Annotated in this window: 15 protein-coding genes; all 15 read right to left on the bottom strand. The window is 72.4% G+C overall.

All coding sequences use genetic code 11. The annotated features are described in order from the left end of the window. Positions 1-12: 12 nt before the first annotated feature. On the bottom strand, positions 13-750 hold the full coding sequence (locus AC5020_RS04925) for a hypothetical protein (protein WP_377019038.1): 738 nt from the start codon (positions 748-750) through the stop codon (positions 13-15). A gap of 84 nt (positions 751-834) precedes the next feature. After that, the gene (locus AC5020_RS04920) at positions 835-1,761 is read right to left on the bottom strand and encodes an RluA family pseudouridine synthase (RefSeq protein WP_494564394.1); all 927 of its coding nucleotides are present in this window, start codon (positions 1,759-1,761) and stop codon (positions 835-837) included. Further along, positions 1,758-2,456, bottom strand: coding sequence for a signal peptidase II (gene lspA / locus AC5020_RS04915; protein WP_464987443.1), 699 nt, complete (start codon positions 2,454-2,456; stop codon positions 1,758-1,760). The genes AC5020_RS04920 and lspA overlap by 4 nt, the downstream gene beginning before the upstream one ends. Then, positions 2,453-3,151 (bottom strand): DivIVA domain-containing protein, encoded by a 699-nt coding sequence (locus AC5020_RS04910; protein ID WP_377019035.1) that lies wholly within the window; start codon positions 3,149-3,151, stop codon positions 2,453-2,455. The genes lspA and AC5020_RS04910 overlap by 4 nt, the downstream gene beginning before the upstream one ends. Before the next feature lie 95 nt (positions 3,152-3,246). Next, positions 3,247-3,537, bottom strand: coding sequence for a YggT family protein (locus AC5020_RS04905; RefSeq protein WP_377019034.1), 291 nt, complete (start codon positions 3,535-3,537; stop codon positions 3,247-3,249). An 8-nt stretch (positions 3,538-3,545) separates the two neighbouring features. Continuing rightward, the gene (locus tag AC5020_RS04900) at positions 3,546-4,034 is read right to left on the bottom strand and encodes a cell division protein SepF (RefSeq protein ID WP_377019032.1); all 489 of its coding nucleotides are present in this window, start codon (positions 4,032-4,034) and stop codon (positions 3,546-3,548) included. A 148-nt stretch (positions 4,035-4,182) separates the two neighbouring features. Then, entirely contained in the window at positions 4,183-4,899 is a 717-nt protein-coding gene (pgeF, locus tag AC5020_RS04895) for a peptidoglycan editing factor PgeF (protein WP_464987494.1), read from the bottom strand. Between the two features lie 14 nt (positions 4,900-4,913). Beyond that, positions 4,914-6,380: a cell division protein FtsZ gene (gene ftsZ, locus AC5020_RS04890; RefSeq protein ID WP_377019031.1), complete on the bottom strand. Its 1,467-nt coding sequence runs from the start codon at positions 6,378-6,380 to the stop codon at positions 4,914-4,916. Between the two features lie 243 nt (positions 6,381-6,623). Continuing rightward, the gene (locus AC5020_RS04885) at positions 6,624-7,256 is read right to left on the bottom strand and encodes a cell division protein FtsQ/DivIB (protein ID WP_377019029.1); all 633 of its coding nucleotides are present in this window, start codon (positions 7,254-7,256) and stop codon (positions 6,624-6,626) included. Positions 7,257-7,801: 545 nt separating this feature from the next. After that, positions 7,802-9,382: a UDP-N-acetylmuramate--L-alanine ligase gene (locus AC5020_RS04880; RefSeq protein ID WP_464987442.1), complete on the bottom strand. Its 1,581-nt coding sequence runs from the start codon at positions 9,380-9,382 to the stop codon at positions 7,802-7,804. A 35-nt stretch (positions 9,383-9,417) separates the two neighbouring features. Then, positions 9,418-10,509 carry an undecaprenyldiphospho-muramoylpentapeptide beta-N-acetylglucosaminyltransferase gene (gene murG / locus AC5020_RS04875; RefSeq protein WP_464987441.1) on the bottom strand — a complete coding sequence of 364 codons (1,092 nt, stop codon included), beginning with the start codon at positions 10,507-10,509 and terminating at the stop codon, positions 9,418-9,420. Next, positions 10,506-12,098: a putative lipid II flippase FtsW gene (ftsW, locus tag AC5020_RS04870; protein ID WP_464987440.1), complete on the bottom strand. Its 1,593-nt coding sequence runs from the start codon at positions 12,096-12,098 to the stop codon at positions 10,506-10,508. Before ftsW ends, murG begins: the two co-directional genes overlap by 4 nt. Then, complete coding sequence (gene murD / locus AC5020_RS04865) at positions 12,095-13,618, bottom strand: UDP-N-acetylmuramoyl-L-alanine--D-glutamate ligase (protein ID WP_464987439.1); 1,524 nt, start codon at positions 13,616-13,618, stop codon at positions 12,095-12,097. Before murD ends, ftsW begins: the two co-directional genes overlap by 4 nt. Beyond that, positions 13,615-14,715 carry a phospho-N-acetylmuramoyl-pentapeptide-transferase gene (mraY, locus tag AC5020_RS04860; protein WP_377019021.1) on the bottom strand — a complete coding sequence of 367 codons (1,101 nt, stop codon included), beginning with the start codon at positions 14,713-14,715 and terminating at the stop codon, positions 13,615-13,617. The genes murD and mraY overlap by 4 nt, the downstream gene beginning before the upstream one ends. Further along, the gene (locus AC5020_RS04855) at positions 14,712-16,184 is read right to left on the bottom strand and encodes a UDP-N-acetylmuramoyl-tripeptide--D-alanyl-D-alanine ligase (protein ID WP_464987438.1); all 1,473 of its coding nucleotides are present in this window, start codon (positions 16,182-16,184) and stop codon (positions 14,712-14,714) included. Before AC5020_RS04855 ends, mraY begins: the two co-directional genes overlap by 4 nt.

Here is a 16,184-nt window from a genome sequence, read left to right as displayed (position 1 = left end):
GGAATAGCGGGCTCAGGTCCCCGAGTCGTCGCCTTCGGCCTCCTGCTCGCGGCGCATGTCCGACAGGAGCGTGTTCATGTAGTCGTGGACGTCCTCGAAGCTGAGGCTGCGCTCGTCGCGGCGAGGGGGGATGCCGCCCACGAAGGCGCCGCCGTGCCAGGCCATCGAGTCGTCCGGGAGGGTCGGGTCGTCACCGCGCCACAGGTCCAGGGGGATCGCGTGGGCGGCGAGGTCACGCGCGATCTCGTCGGCCTGGGCCGGGTCGCCGGAGCGCTGGAGCACGGCGACCAGCAGGGACTGGGCGGCCCATGCCGACGCATCGTCCGTGCTGCTCTCGCCGGGGTCGACCGATTCCTGGACCAGGGCAATGTAGCTCGCAGCGAGCTCGTCGGCGCCGTCCTCGTAATGGTCCTTGGCCACGCGCAGCGCGATGCGCGGCACCAGCTCGCGCGCGTCCCACAGCACCGCTGCGCCGACCAGCGCCATACCCACCCCGGTCGGGAAGTCCGGGTCCAGGGCGATGGGCGTCGACGGCGACCGGCCGGCCCGGCGGGCGTCGTCGGCCTCGAGGTAGGCGCGGGCGGCCTCCGCGATCGCTGCGCGGGCGCGATCGTCGTCGCGCAGGGTCACCTCTGCGCCGGCCGGGTCGATGCCCAGGCGGCGCGCGACCCGGGCGAAGGGGAAGTCGGGCCTTGCCAGGGCCGCGTCCCGGGATGGGGTCAGCGCACCGGAGGTCTGCTCGTCGCTCATGCCTCGACGGTAGCCGCTCCGCGACTCGGGCGCGTCACCGGTGGCCGTCGCGCGAGGTGCTGCGGCGGGATCTGCCACGGCCGGTCAGCTGCCGCGCAGTGCCTCGAGCGCATCCTGCAGGTCGCGCGGGTACTGGGAGACGAACGTGACCTCCCGGCCGCTGACCGGATGGACGAAGCTGAGCTCCATCGCGTGGAGCCACTGACGGATCAGGCCGATGCGCGCCGCGAGCGTCGGATCCGCGCCGTACAGCGGGTCGCCCACCAGCGGATGGTGCAGCGCGGCCAGGTGCACGCGGATCTGATGGGTGCGGCCGGTCTCCAGTCGCACCTTCAGCAGCGTGGCGCCGTGGAGCGCTTCCAGCGTCTCGTAGTGCGTCACCGAGTGCTTCCCGTCGCGGCGCACGGCGAATTTGTAGTCGTGGTTCGGGGAGCGGGCGATCGGGGCCTCGATGGTGCCCTGCGGCTGGTCCGGGTTCCCCTGGCAGACGGCGTGATACACCTTGCCGACCTCGCGGGCACGGAAGGAGTCCTTCAGCGTGGTGTAGGCGCGCTCGGTGCGGGCGACGACCATCAGGCCGCTGGTGCCGACGTCCAGCCGGCTGACGATGCCCTGGCGGTCGGGGTCACCGCTGGTGCGGATGCTCACGCCGGCGGCGGCGAGATGCCCCAGCACCGTCGGCCCGGACCAGCCGGGACTGGGGTGTGCGGCGACGCCGACGGGCTTGTCGATCACCACGATGTCGTCGTCCTGGTGGACCAGGCTCATGCCCTCGGCGATCATCGGCCGGACCTCGGCGGCGGGACGCTCATCGGGCAGCTCGACGTTCAGCATCGCCCCGGGCTCCAGACGGGTGGAGCGTGACGGTGCCTGCCCGTCGATCTCGACGTGGCCGCCGTCGATGAGGTCGGCGGCGCGGCTGCGCGAGAGGCCCAGCATGCGCGAGATGCCCACGTCCACGCGCTCGCCGGCGAGTCCGTCGGGAACCATGAGGAAGCGCGAGGAGCTCACCGGGGATCCTCCGTGGGCGATGCGTCGTCGGTGCTCGGCCGGTCCTGCGTGCTCGGCCGGTCGTCCGTGCTCGGTCCGTCCTCGCTGCTCGGTCCGTCGACGGCGGACGGCGAGGTCTCTGCCCGCTCCGCTCCAGCTCGTGCCTCGGCCTCGGCCGGATCGGCGGCATGGCCGAGCACCCCCAGCAGCACGATGAGGATGGCGCCGCCGACGACGCCCATGTCCGCCACGTTGAAGACGGGCCAGTTGGGCAGCTCGAGGAAATCGACGACCTCGCCGCGGAAGGGGCCGGGGTCGCGCAGCAGCCGGTCATGGATGTTGCCCAGGGCCCCGCCGAGAATCAGGCCGAGCGCGAGGGTGTACCAGAGCGAACGCACCGCGCGCACGGCGAAGATCACCACGCCGGTCACGATGACCATCTGCAGGCAGGTCACCACCGGGGTGATCCCGGCGCCCATCCCCCAGGCCGCGCCGGAGTTGTACAGCAGCGTCAGCTGGAGGACCTCACCGAGGAACGGCTGGGGCTCGAGCTCCGTCAGGTTGTGCTCCGCCCATGCCTTGGTGATCTGGTCGGCCACGGCGATCACCGCGGCGACGGCGGCCATCCCCGTCAGGACGACGAGACGGCTCACACGGCGGCGAGCGCCGGACCCCTCGGGCCCGGCGCTCGTCGGCGTGGAAGCAGCGTGGTTCACAGACCGAAGTTCGCCTGCTTGTCCTGCGTCTCGCTCGTGTCCAGCTCGCGGAGCTGGTTCTCGAGGTAGTTGCGCAGACGGTTGCGGTAGTCGCGCTCGAAGGTGCGCAGGCCCTCGATGGTCTTGTCGAGCTCGGCCTTCTTGGTCTCGAGCTCGGCCAGCGTGGTGCGGGACTTCTCCTCAGCCTCGGAGACGATGCGGCGGTGCTCCTCGTTGGCCTCGGAGATGAGCCGGTCGCGCTCGTCCTCACCGTTCTTGACGTACTCGTCGTGAAGGCGGTTCGCCAGGGCGATGATGCCGGCCGCGGACTGGTCCGGGCTGCCCTGGTCGGCGACAGCGGGAGCGCCGGCGACGGGCTCCTCGGCCGGAGCCTCCGCGACCGCGGGCTGCTGAGCCGTCGTCTCGGCGTCGACATCCGCCGTCGCCGAGACCGGGGTCTCGTCGATGACCGCCTCGTCCTCGACGACCGGGGCGTCGGTGGCCGCTGCGGCAGCAGGCGCGGACTCGAGCTCGGCGATGCGGTTGTGCGCCTCCTCGAGCTCCTTGGTCAGGCGGTTGTTCTCGTCGATCAGCTCTTGCAGGCGCGGCAGGATGTCGTTGTCGAGGTAGTTGTCCACCTCGTCCATGTCATAGCCCTCGGAGAACCGGACCGGGGTGAACCGCTTGGACAGCAGGTCATCGGGCATCAGAGCCATGGGTCACCTTCTCGTCGTTCTGGGGTCGTGGTGCGCGTACGGCGCGGTGCCGACAGCCTAGCGGATGTTGGAGGACGTCCTGGACGCCGCGCGCATCAGCGCGCGAGCGGGGCCAGCACGGCGAGCAGGATCCAGCCGCCGACGAGCAGGATCATCAGGCTCAGGTCGAGGGCGACGGGGCCCAGGCGCAGCGGAGGGATCAGGCGCCTCAGTGCCTTCACGGGCGGATCGGTCAGCGTGTAGACGACCTCGAAGAGCACCAGCACCAGCCCCGAGGGGCGGAAGTCACGGGCGTAGGCCTGGATCCATTCCAGGACCAGACGTGCCAGCAGCACGAGTGTGTACACCAGGACGGCGATGTACAGCACCGCGGCGACGAATTGCACCGAATTGCTCAGCTCTGGTTGTAGAAGCCGGTGTCGTCGGCCGAGGTGTCCCCGTCGACCTCGACGAACTCCGGCGAGAGCAGGAAGACCTTGGAGGTGACGCGCTCGATGTCGCCGCGCAGGCCGAAGATCAGCCCGGCGCAGAAGTCGACCATGCGCTTGGCGTCGCCGTCCTGCATCTCCGAGAGGTTCACGATGACGGGGACCCCGTCACGGAAGGACTCGCCGATCGCCTTGGCGTCATTGTAGGAACGCGGATGGATCGTGGTGATGCGATGCATCGACTCCTCCACTGCGGGCGCCATGGGCACCACGTTCGACCGCTGTCGGATCGGGGTCACCTGGGCCTCCCGTTCGGGTGCGGGCTCCGGGCCACGCTCGGTGCGGCGAGCCGGAGCGGCCGCCTCGTCCTGGCGGATCCGCTCGTCCTCGTAGTATTCGTCGTCGACCTCATTGGCGAGGCCGAGTGCGACCATGGCGTTGCGCCAGTTGCCCATCGCAGATCTCCCAGTTCGTTGTTCACGCTGACCTGGGCTTCGGGGAAGCACGGGGAGTGCGTGGAAGCCCTTCTCCCCAGAAAGTACAGCAGGGCTTTCCGCCTCCACGGGAAGCGGTCGGCGTGTCGTGGGGCCGTGTCGTGCGAGGTCACTCCCGACGGATCACGCCGGCGAAGCGACCGGTCCGTGCCGCTCGCCGATAGGAGAAGTACTCCTCGTCCTCGAGTGTGCACGCAGCGCCTGCGTCGATCGCGGCCGCCGGGACCCCGGCCTCGGTGAGCACGGCGACCGCCCCGGCACGCAGGTCGAGAGCGGGCGTGCCCCAGCGGGTCACGGCATGGACGGCGGGCAGGAGCTCGGCGGCCTGGTCCCGCATCTGCTCCGGCACCTCGTAGCACTGCCCGCAGATCGACGGGCCGACGGTGACCGTCACGTCCCCGGGCCGGGCACCGAAGCGCGCCATCTCGACCACGGTCCTCTCCAGCACCCCGCCGAGCAGCCCGGCGCGACCGGCGTGGGCCGCCGCGACGGTCCCCGAGACCGGGTCGGACAGCAGAACCGGCAGGCAGTCGGCGACCATGATGGCCAGCGCCACGTCGCGCCGGGTCGTGACCAGCGCATCCGCCGTGACGGCGGGGACGGGCCCCGTCTCGGGCAGCACGTGGACGTCGGCCGAGTGGACCTGGTCGACGAACACGAGCGGCGCACCGACTGCCTCCGCCACCAGCTGACGATTGTGCTCGACGCACTCCGCGTCGTCCCCGACGTGACGTGCGAGGTTCAGCCCGGTGAAGTCTCCGGTGCTCACTCCCCCGGTCCGCCCCGTGAACAGGGTGCGGGCCCCGCGATGTCGCGAGGCCCGCACCGGGAGAGCTGAGCTCACTTCAGGAAGGACGGCAGATCGAGGTCGTCGTCGTCCGACGGCGGCTCCTCGATGCGCGGGGGCCGCGCCGGCTCCTCCTGGGTGCGGGGCGCCGACTGTGAGCCGTCCTGACCCTGCTGCGGGGGCTGGGCCTGCTGCTCCCCGCCGTGGTGACCGGACTGACCGTGCTCCTCCGCCTGGCCGTTCTGACCTGCCTGGCCGCTCTGTCCCGACTGACCGCTCTGGGCGGCCTGACCGTACTGGCCGGACTGACCGTTCTGGCCGGTCTGGCCGTACTGCCCCTGAGCGGACCCGGCCTGCTCGGTCGCGGATCCGGCCTGGTCCTGACGGGACGGCGAGAAGGTCTGCTGCGGCAGCCCCCAGGCACCCGGCGTGGCGGCCGCACCGGCGCCCGCGCCGACAGCGGCCGGCCGCTCCGTGCCCGAGGCCGACGGCTGCGACTGCTGTGAGGAGGCACGCGGAGCGGGGATCGGCTCGGAGCGCTGCAGCGGCGGGGTCTCCGCGCGCGGGGCGGGCCCGCCGCCCTCGAAGCCGGCGGCGATGACGGTCACCCGGACCTCGTCCCCGAGGGCGTCGTCGATGACGGAGCCGAAGATGATGTTCGCGTCGGGATGGGCGGCCTCCTGGACCAGGCGAGCGGCCTCGGAGACCTCGTACAGCCCGAGGTCGCTGCCGCCCTGGATGGAGAGCAGCACGCCGTAGGCGCCGTCGATCGAAGCCTCCAGCAGCGGGCTGGAGACGGCGAGCTCGGCGGCCTGCAGGGCACGGTCGTCCCCGCGGGCCGAGCCGATGCCCATCAGGGCGCTGCCGGCCCCTTGCATGACGGATTTGACGTCGGCGAAGTCGAGGTTGATCAAGCCCGGCGTGGTGATCAGGTCCGTGATGCCTTGGACACCGGACAAGAGGACCTGGTCCGCCGATTTGAAGGCATCGAGCATCGAGACCTGCTTGTCCGCGATAGACAGCAGGCGATCGTTGGGGATGACGATGAGGGTGTCGACCTCGGCCTGGAGCGCGTCGATGCCGGACTCCGCCTGCGTGGAGCGGCGGCGTCCCTCGAAGGTGAAGGGTCGGGTGACGACACCGATCGTCAGCGCGCCGAGGCTGCGGGCGATCTTGGCGACCACCGGGGCGCCACCGGTGCCGGTGCCGCCGCCCTCACCGGCGGTCACGAAGACCATGTCTGCGCCGCGGAGGACCTCTTCGATCTCCTCGGCGTGGTCCTCGGCGGCGCGCTTGCCCACCTCGGGGTCGGCGCCGGCACCGAGACCACGGGTGATCTCCTTGCCGACGTCGAGCTTGACGTCCGCGTCCGACATGAGGAGCGCCTGGGCATCGGTGTTGATCGCGATGAACTCGACGCCCTTCAGGCCGGAGTCGATCATGCGGTTGACAGCGTTGACACCTCCGCCGCCGACGCCGACGACCTTGATGACTGCTAGGGAGATCTGGGTTCCGGCCACGTTTGGGTCCTTGCTCTTGTCGTTCACCTGCAGAGAGGGGCCTGCGTCGCATCTGGTCGCCGACTGCCGAAGAACCCTCAACCTCGACTCGAGGTTCGGACTTCGGGGCGCCTCTCCTTTCCTTTGACGCTATGGACGAGGACACGTGCACGCAAACACCACGGGCGCGTGTCGGCCGCGGATGGCGGGATGGATCACCGCCCGTGGATGCTCCGGCTCGCAGCGTGGGCCGGCGAGGGCAGATCAGCGCGTGACCGGGGCGACCGGGGAGGAGACGTCGATGACGTCGCCCGGCTGGGAGACCAGTGCCTGGACCACATCCACCTTCAGCTCGGAGTCGGCCGCGTCGCCCCACACGACCGTCTTGGTGCCGCCGTCCTCCAGGGCGAGTTCGAGCGTGACATCGCTGTCGCTGGAGGCGGAGACCTTCTGGACGGACCCGCGCAGCGTCTCCGGCATGGCGGCGAGGACCTCGCTCATCGCGGCCGTGGCGCCCTCGGGGTCCGAGGAGTTCTCATCGAGCACGAAGGGCACCAGAGTGGCCCCCTCGGCCGCTGCGGCGGGAAGCTCCTGCCCCTGGGCGTCGAGCACCCCGGTGCTCCCGTCGGTCCGGGTCAGCTGGGCGACCGGGGTGGCCTCGGTGACGGTGACGTGGACGCCGTCGGGCCAGGCACGCTCGACCTCCGCGGACTCCACTCCCGGGACACCGGCGACGTCCTCGGCGATCTCGGAGCCCGGCAGCAGCAGCACGCTGTCCCCGGTATGGCCCTCGACCGCTTCGCGCACCTGCTGCTCCTCGACGTAGCCGAGCCCCGCGATGGTGATCTCGCGGACCTGGAGCGAGGGCAGGAACACCGCGGTGGCGAGGCCTGCCACGATCAGCAGTGCGAGCGCCGAGACCGTGGCCAGGATCGCCCGGCGGCGGCGGCGCCAGGGGCGGCCCGCGACGAGGTCGCGGAAGCGACCGGCGGCCGGGACGACGGAGCCGCCCTCCGCGCCATCGCCACCGGCCGTGCCGCGACCGGCGTCACCGCGCCGACCGACGCTCCTCGCGCGCGGACCAGCGGTTCCTGTGGTGCCAGCAGTCTCCGGACGGGATGACGCCGAGCGACGCGGCGCCCCGGTGGGCCTCGTCCGCGCCGGCGCGGGTGACGGGGACTGCGGCGCCGGACGCCGGTTCGGTGAGGTCGTGGACGCGGCCGGATTCGCGGAGGCGGGCGATGATGCCGAGGCAGCAGAGGTCGCCGAGGATCCCGCGGACGACGAGGGCGAGGACCGCTCCCGGGAGGCAGGCGCCGCGGAGCTGGGACTCGTCGCCGACGGTGAGGAGCCGTCCGGTCGCCGGGTCGCGGCGGGGCGGGCCGCGGGGGATGCGGGCCGGGTCGGTCGGACCGGCCGCGGAGCAGTGGGGCGGCGAGCCATCACGTCTCCTCCCGTGGCGAATCGAGGGCGGCCATCACGGCAGGCGTGAGCTCGACGACGTCTCCCGCGCCGAGCATGAGCAGCAGGTCCCCGGGCCGCGCGACCTCGCGCACGGTCGCGGGGAGCTGGTCGCTCGCCGTCAGCGGCTGCACACTCGCGCCGGGGGCGTGGGCGGTGATGGTGCGGGCGTCGATGCCCGGGTCGGGGTCCTCGCGGGCCGCGTAGACGGGCAGCACCCAGGAGCGATCGGCGCCGCCGAGCACTGCGGCGAAGTCCGCCGCGAAGTCGCGGGTGCGGGAGAAGAGGTGAGGCTGGAACGCGACCAGCACGCGACCGCCGCGCTGCTGCGTCTCGACGATGCCGCGGGCGGCCTCGATGGTGGCGGCGACCTCGCGGGGATGGTGGGCGTAGTCGTCGACGACGGTCACTCCCCCGGCGAGGCCCGCGACGTCGAAGCGCCGCGAGGCCCCCGTGAAGGTGGCCAGGCCTCCCAGCAGCGCGCCGACGTCCGCGTCAGGGACGGCGGCGCTCACGGCCGCCAGGGCCCCGACCGCGTTGAGGACGTTGTGATGGCCGGCCACCGAGAGCTCGCAGGTGTACCGGTCCGCGGATGTCCCGATCTCGATCTCGGCCCCGGCCGCGCCGCCGCGCTCGGACAGCACCCGCCAGTCGGCGCCGGGATCGCTGCCGTACGTGGTCACCGGGACGCCGCGAGCCGCGGCCCGCTCCCCCAGCGCGCGGGCGCCGGGATCGTCGGCACAGACGATGAGGCTGCCGCCGGGCACGATCTGCATGGTCAGCGCGTCGAAGGCCGCGGTGAGGGTCTCCTCGTCGCCGTGGAAGTCGAGATGGTCGGGCTCGAGGTTGGTGACCACCAGGGAACGCGGCGAGAAGGCGAGGAAGGACCCATCGGACTCGTCGGCCTCGATGACTGCGATGCCACCGCCGGGTCCGGTCGCGCCGTCGGGCGCGGAGCCGGCGCCGGGCGCGGAGTCACTGCCAGGCGCGGAGTGGTCGCCGGTGCCGCCGAATCCCGCATTGCGACCGAGGTCCGGCACGGCCGCGCCGAGTGCCCAGGCGGGATCCTGGCCGGCGCCCCGCAGCGCCATGACGGCCATACCCGTGGTCGACGTCTTCCCGTGCGTCCCCGCGACGGCGACCAGTTCCCTGCCCGCGAGGAGACCGGCGAGGGCGGCTGCACGGTGGATGACGGGGATGCCGCGCTCGTGCGCTGCGAGGACCTCGGGGTTGTCGGGCCGAACGGCGGTGGAGACCACGACCACGTCGACGTCCTCGGCCAGCAGGGCGGCGTCGAAGCCGATGCCGATGCGGGCCCCCGCCTCGCGCAGAGGGCCGATGAACTGGCCGTCCTGGGAATCGGAGCCGCTGACCTGCAGACCGGCCTCGAGGGCGAGGCGGCCGACAGCGGACATGCCCGCGCCTCCGATGCGGACCACGTGCAGGCTGCGGACCGCGCGGTCGGCCGGCCAGCTGGGCTGGGTGATGACGTCCCCGGGGCGCAGGATGGAGCGCGGCGCCGGGTGATCCCAATGGCCGGGGCGGGCTTCGACGGGGCTCATGTGGTCACCGTAGCCGGGCGGTGGGCGCGACCGGCTCAGGCTCGGCGTGCGACGCCGGTCACGACGTCGGCCATGACCTCGGCGGCGTCGGTGATGCCGAAGGCGCGGGCAGCGTCGGCCATGGTCCTCAGGCGCTCGGGGTCCTGGAGGAGCGGGAGGACGTGGTTGCGCAGATGGGCGGCATCGAGGTCCGCGTCCTCGACCATGAGGGCGCCGCCGGCGGCCACCACGTCGCGGCCGTTCAGGGCCTGCTCGCCGTTGCCGATCGGCAGCGGGACCAGGACCGAGGGCAGGCCGATCGCCGTGAGCTCGCAGACCGTGCCGGCTCCGGAGCGGGTCAGCGCGAGGTCAGCGGCGGCGTAGGCGTCCTCCATCGCGGTGACGTACTCGACGACCCGGTGACCGGGTCGTCCGGTGAGGCCGTCGGCCTTGCCCCGGCCGGTGATGTGGAGGATCTGGGCGCCGGCGGCGATGAAGGAGTCTGCGGCCTCGGCCACGGCACGGTTGAGGCGTTGGGCGCCGAGGGAGCCGCCGGTGGCCAGCAGGACCGGCGCCGAGGGGTCGAGGTCCAGCGCCCGGCGCGCTTCGTCGCGGCGCGCGGCCCGGTCGAGGTGGGCGATGCCCTCCCGCATCGGCATGCCGATGTGGCGGGCTCCGGGAAGCTTGGTGCCCTCGAGGGCGGTGAGCACGGCGGCGGCGCGGCGGGCTCCGAGCCGGTTGGCCAGGCCGGGGCGCCGGTTGGCCTCGTGCAGGACGACGGGCAGGCCCGCGGAGGCGGCGGCAAGGTAGGCGGGCGGACAGACGTAGCCGCCGAAACCGGCGACCACGTCGATCCGGCGCTCGCGCAGGAGCGTGCGGACCTCGCGCAATGTGCGTGTGAAGCGGGCGGGGAAGCGCAGTGCGGCGCCGTCGGGGCGCCGCGGGAAGGGCACCTTGTCGATGGTCGCCAGCTCGTAGCCGGCGGCAGGGACCAGATCGGTCTCGAGGCCGTCCGGAGTGCCGAGCACGAGCACCTCGGCAGCCGGGGTGCGCCGGCTGATCTGGGCGGCGGTGGCGAGCAGCGGGGAGACGTGGCCTGCGCTGCCGCCGCCGGCGAGCAGGATGCGGACGGGGGCGGGCGCGGTCATCGTGTCCTCCGTGAGGACGGCGCGGACTTCCGCGACGCCCGGGACTGGCGGGATCCGGTGGAGTTCCGGCTGCCCGCGGCGTTGTGCGTGCCGGCGGGCTTCCGGGAGCCGCCGGTCCCGGAGGGCCCGCCGGACGTCCGGGCGCCCCCGGGCTTCGAGGACCCCGAGGGGCCCGAGAGTCCTGCCGTCGAGGTCTTCGACGATGTCGAGCTCCGCCCGGCCTTGGCCCGGCCGCGGCGCGGGCGCGCGTCGGACTTCCCGGCGGCGTCGCGCGGTGCGGGCAGCACGCTGATGGAACGGCGCACCGCCCCCATGCGCGCGCCGATCGCCTCGCGGGCGCCGGGCTCCCGGCGGGCGAAGGAGATGAGTACTCCCAGTGCCGCCATGGAGGCGAGCAGGGCCGAACCGCCCGAGGAGATGAAGGGCAGCGGCACACCGATCACGGGCAGCAGGCCGGTGACCACCATCATGTTCACGAAGGCCTGGCCCAGCAGCCAGGCGCTGATGCCGGCGATGGTGATCTGGGTGAAGTGGTCCTCGATCCGCGTGATCATGCGGAACATGATCAGGGCGAGCACGGCGAACAGGGCGAGCACGCCGAGGGTGCCGAGCAGTCCCAGCTCCTCGCCGATGATCGCGAAGATGTAGTCGTCCTCGGCCGCCGGCAGCCGGCCCCATTTCATGCGGGACTCGCCGAGCCCGACGCCCCACCAGCCGCCCTCGGCCAGGCCCATCAGACCCTGCTCGGCCTGATAGCAGGAGTCGCCCTCGCAGGTGCCATGGAGCCAGTTGCCGATGCGGGCCATACGGTTCGCGCTGGTGATGGTCAGGGCGATCACGCCTGCCAGGCCCGCGGCGCCGACGGCCAGGAACCACCGTCGTGGCACGCCGGCCACCCACACGGCCCCGGCGACGAGCAGACACATCACCATCGCGGTGCCGAGATCATGACCGAGGACGACCAGGCCCAGCGCGGCGACGATGCCGGGGACCAGCGGGAACAGCATGTGTCCGGGCCGGTGGAGCAGGGGGCGCTTGGTCGCGAGCAGGGCTCCCAGCCATACGGCGAGGGCGAGCTTGAGGAACTCCGAGGGCTGGAGGGTCTGGCCGCCGATGCTGATCCAGTTGCGGTTGCCGTCGACCTCCACCCCGAGACCGGGGACGTGGACGAGGCACTGCAGCGCCAGCCCGAGGCCGAGCAGAGGCCAGGCGGCCTTGCGGTAGAACCCGGTCGGGAGGCAGGCGGCGACGACGAGCAGGACCAGCCCCATCGCCGCGAAGGTGCCCTGCCGGAACAGCCCGGCGAACCCCGAGTTGCCCCGCGAGATATTCAGGACCGCGCTCGAGGACAGGACCATCACCAGGCCCACGCCGATCAGCAGGGTCCCGACGATGATGAGTCCGTAGAAGTCCAGGGCCGGGGACCGCAGCCAGGAGCCGACGCCGTCACGCACGCGGGTCCCGATGTTCCCCAGCGGCTGGTCCTCGTCGGGACGGACGACACCGGCGGACCGGCGGGAATCCTGCCCCTGCCGGGTCCGCTGCCCCTGCGGGGTCCGCTGCGTCTGACGGGTCTCGTCGATCGTCATGCGCTCGCTCCTGGCAGTCGGGATACGGCCGCCGCGAACAGATCCCCCCGCTCCGCGTAGTCACGGAACTGGTCGATGGACGCGGCGGCCGGTGCCAGCAGCACCACGTCCCCTGCGGTGGCGAGGGATCTCGCGGCCTGGACCGCATCCTCCATGAGCCGGGTGCGCCCGGCGGCATCGTCAGTGTCACCCGGATCGATGCGCCGCACGGGGACGTCGGGGGCGTGTCGCCGCAGTGCCGCGGTGAACGGCGCCTCGTCGCGTCCCAGCAGGACGACCCCGGTCAGCCGATCGCGGGCGGAGGCGACCAGCTCGCTGAGGTCCGCGCCCTTGGTGTCACCTCCGGCGATCCACACGATGCGCTCGGCCCCACGGAGCGAGGCGGCCGCGGCGGCCGGGTTGGTGGCCTTGGTGTCGTCGACGAAGGTGATGCCGTCCACCGTCGCGATCTGCTCCGCCCGGTGACCGCCCATCCGGTAGGCGCGCAGTCCGTCGCGGACCGCTGGGGCCGGGACGCCGTAGGCACGCGCCAGCGCCGCCGCGGCCAGCGCGTCGAGCACGACGTGGGGGCCGGCCCCGTGCGGACCGAGGTGCTCGAGGTCGGCGAGGGTGCCGATCTCGGCCGCGGCGCTGCGACGCTCGGCGAGGAAGGCGCGGTCGACCAGGACCCCGTCGACCACGCCCAGTTCGGACAGGCCCGGTGAGCCCAGTGTCAGGCCGACGGCCCGGGCGCCCTCGACGACGTCGGCGTCCTCGACCAGGCGCAGGGTGGTCTCGTCGGCGACGGTGTAGATGCAGGCGGTGCGCACGCCCTCGTAGATCCGGCCCTTGGCGCGCGCGTACTCCTGGGCGCCGCCGTGCCAGTCGAGGTGGTCCGCGCTGACGTTCAGCACCGCGGCGGCCTCGCAGTCCAGGTGCTCGGTCCAGTGCAGCTGGAAGCTGGACAGCTCTATCGCCAGCACGTCGAAGCCCTCGGGGTCCAGCGCCGCCTCGATGACGGGCAGCCCCACGTTGCCGCAGGCCACTGCTCGCAGGCCCGCATGCTGCAGGATCGATTCGAGCATGGTGACCGTCGTGGTCTTGCCGTTGGTGCCGGTGACCCCCAGCCAGGCGGGCCCGTCGGGCGCCTGCATCCGGCGGGCCAGTTCGACCTCGCTCCACACGGGGATCCCGGCTTCTGCCGCCTCGGTCAGCAGCGGCTGATCGGGTCGCCATCCCGGCGAGGTCACCACCACGTCGATCTCGCGGTCGCGGGGAAGGGCGAGGGTGTGCTCCCGGCCGAGGCGGACCTCGACCCCGAGCACCTCGAGGATCTGGGCCCGCTCGCGGATCGCGGGGGTCTCGGAGCCGTCGACGACGAGCACCCGGGCACCGCGCTGCATGGTCTGGTCCGCGACGGCGTAGCCGGAGACGCCGAAGCCGGTGACCAGGATCCGCAGTCCCGACACGTCGAGCCCGGGCCAGGGCCGGTCCTCGACGGCGCGAGGCCGGCCGGCAGGCCCCGTCGCGGTCGCGGTCATGAGGTGAGCCTCGGCAGGGCGTCGAGGTAGAAGATGCCCAGGCCCACCCCGGCGAGGATGCCGGCGACGATCCAGAAGCGCACCACGATGGTGACCTCGTTCCAGCCCTTGAGCTCGAAGTGGTGCTGCAGCGGTGCCATGCGGAACACGCGCCGCCCGGTGAGTTTGAAGCTGCCGACCTGGATGATCACCGACAGCGAGATCATCACGAACAGGCCGCCGATGATCGCGCCCAGGATCTCGGTGCGGGAGACGATCGTCAGCCCCGCGATCGCGCCGCCCAGGGCGAGCGAGCCGGTGTCCCCCATGAAGATCTTGGCGGGCGAGGTGTTCCACCACAGGAAGCCGACGCTGGCCCCGATGATCGCGGCGCACAGCACGGCGGCGTCCAGGGGGTCCCGGGCCTCGTAGCAGCGCACCATTCCCCCGGCGTCGAGATCGACGTTGCACACCTGGCGCCATTGCCAGAAGCACACGACCAGATAGGTCGCGGTGAAGATGATGGTCGCCCCGCTCGCGAGACCGTCGAGCCCGTCCGTGAGGTTCACCCCGTTGGACCAGGCCGCGACCAGGAAGTTCGCCCAGATCGCGAACAGGATGAAGCCGAGCACGGTCCCGCCGAAGGCGAGATCCAGCCAGGGGATGTCCCGCACCAGGGACAGCTGGGTCGAGGCCGGGGTGTTGCCCTCGCCGTCGGGGAACAGCAGGGCGAGCACCGCGAACGCGGTCGCGACCAGGAACTGGCCGAGCAGCTTGGCGCGGGGACGCAGACCGAGGCTGCGCTGCTGGGAGATCTTGAGGTAGTCGTCGAGGAAGCCGACGACGCCGAGACCGACCATGAGGAACAGCACCAGCAGGACCGAGACGCTGGGGGGCGTCAGCAGCACCAGGTGGGAGAGGGAGTATCCGAGGATCGTGGCCAGGATGATCGCCACGCCGCCCATGGTGGGCGTGCCGCGCTTGGTGGCGTGCGAGGTGGGTCCGTCGTCGCGGATGAACTGGCCATAGCCGCGTTTGACCAGGAGTTTGATGTACAGCGGGGTCCCCGCGATAGAGAGGATGAGGGCACCGGCGCCCGCGATGATGATCGCGATCATGCGTCGTCTCCTCCATCCGCCCGCGAGGTGGGCTGAACCTGCCGCTCCAGGTGCGCGATCAGTGGCTGGGCGATCTGCCGCAGGCCGGCGTCCCGGGACGACTTCAGCAGCACCGCGTCTCCGGGCGCCACCGTACGTTCTAGCACAGCGATCGCATCCTCCACGGTCTCGAGGTATTCGGACTCGCCCCCGAAGCTGCCCTCGAGGCTCGCGCCATGGTGGATGGGGGCCGCGCCGTCGCCGACGACATACAGCTGGCTGATGTTCAGCCGCACCACCAGCCGGCCGATCTCGTCGTGCAGACGCACCGAGTCCGGGCCGAGCTCGAGCATCTCGCCGAGGACCGCGATGGTGCGGCGCCCCCGTCCGAGGTGGGCCAGGGTCTTCAGCGCGTGCCGCATCGAATCCGGGTTCGCGTTGTAGGCGTCGTCGATGATCAGCGCGCCGCCCGCGCGGATGGCCTCCATGCGCTGGCCGGAGGCGAGCTTGGCACCGTCCAGCGCGGCGACCGCGGCCGCGGGGTCCACCCCGGCGGCCAGCGCCGCGCTCAGGGCGGCCACCGCCGTGGCGGCCAGGTGCTCGCCGAGGAGGTCGGGGCGGACCGGGAAGCGCCCGGCCGGGATCGGCTCGCCGCGCAGGGTGGTCACTCCCTCGGGGACGACGAGGGTGAAGCGGATCCGTGCCTCGTCGTCGAGGGTGAGGTCGTCCCCGCGCACGTCGCCGGAGGTGAAGCCCCACATCAGGGAGTCGGCGGCGGTGCGGGACGCCATCGCCGCCACCCGCGGGTCCTCCGCGTTCAGGACCGCCCGTCCGGTCGCCTCGAGCGCTTCGACGAGCTCGCTCTTGGCGGTCGCGATCGCCTCGACGCTGCCGAACTCGCCGAGGTGGGCGCTGCCGACGTTGAGGACGAGGGAGATGTCGGGGCGCGCGATGGCGGTCAGTGCCGCGATGTGCCCGATGCCGCGGGCGCCCATCTCGAGGACGAGGAAACGGGTCTCGCTGGTCAGCCGCAGCACTGTCAGCGGCAGTCCGAGTTCATTGTTGAAGCTGCCGACGGGTGCGATCGTCGGCCCCTGTGTGCGCAGGATCGTGCCGAGCAGATCCTTGGCGCCGGTCTTGCCGGCGCTTCCGGTGATCGCCACGACCACCAGGTCCGGGCCCACCTCCCGGGCCCGTGCGAGCTGGGCCCGCGCCAGCTGGGACAGGGCCTCGCGCACGTCCTCCACCAGGACCGCGGGCACCCCGAGGTCTCGGGAGGCGAGCGCGAGCGCGGCGCCGGCCTCACGGGCGACGCCGAGGTAGTCGTGGCCATCGGCGTGCTCGCCGGCGAAGGCGGCGAAGAGGTCACCGGTGGTGACCTCGCGGGAGTCGATGCGGGCCTCGCCGGTGACGGTCTCGTCCCCGGTCGCTCCGCCCACCAGTCGGCCGCCGGTGATGTCGGCGATCTCCCGTGCCGTGGTTGTGAGCAT

The organism is Brachybacterium sp. SYSU DS0246, assembly GCF_059391765.1.
The sequence above is the reverse complement of the archived record's forward strand: the minus strand, read 5'-3'. Positions and strand labels throughout refer to the sequence as shown.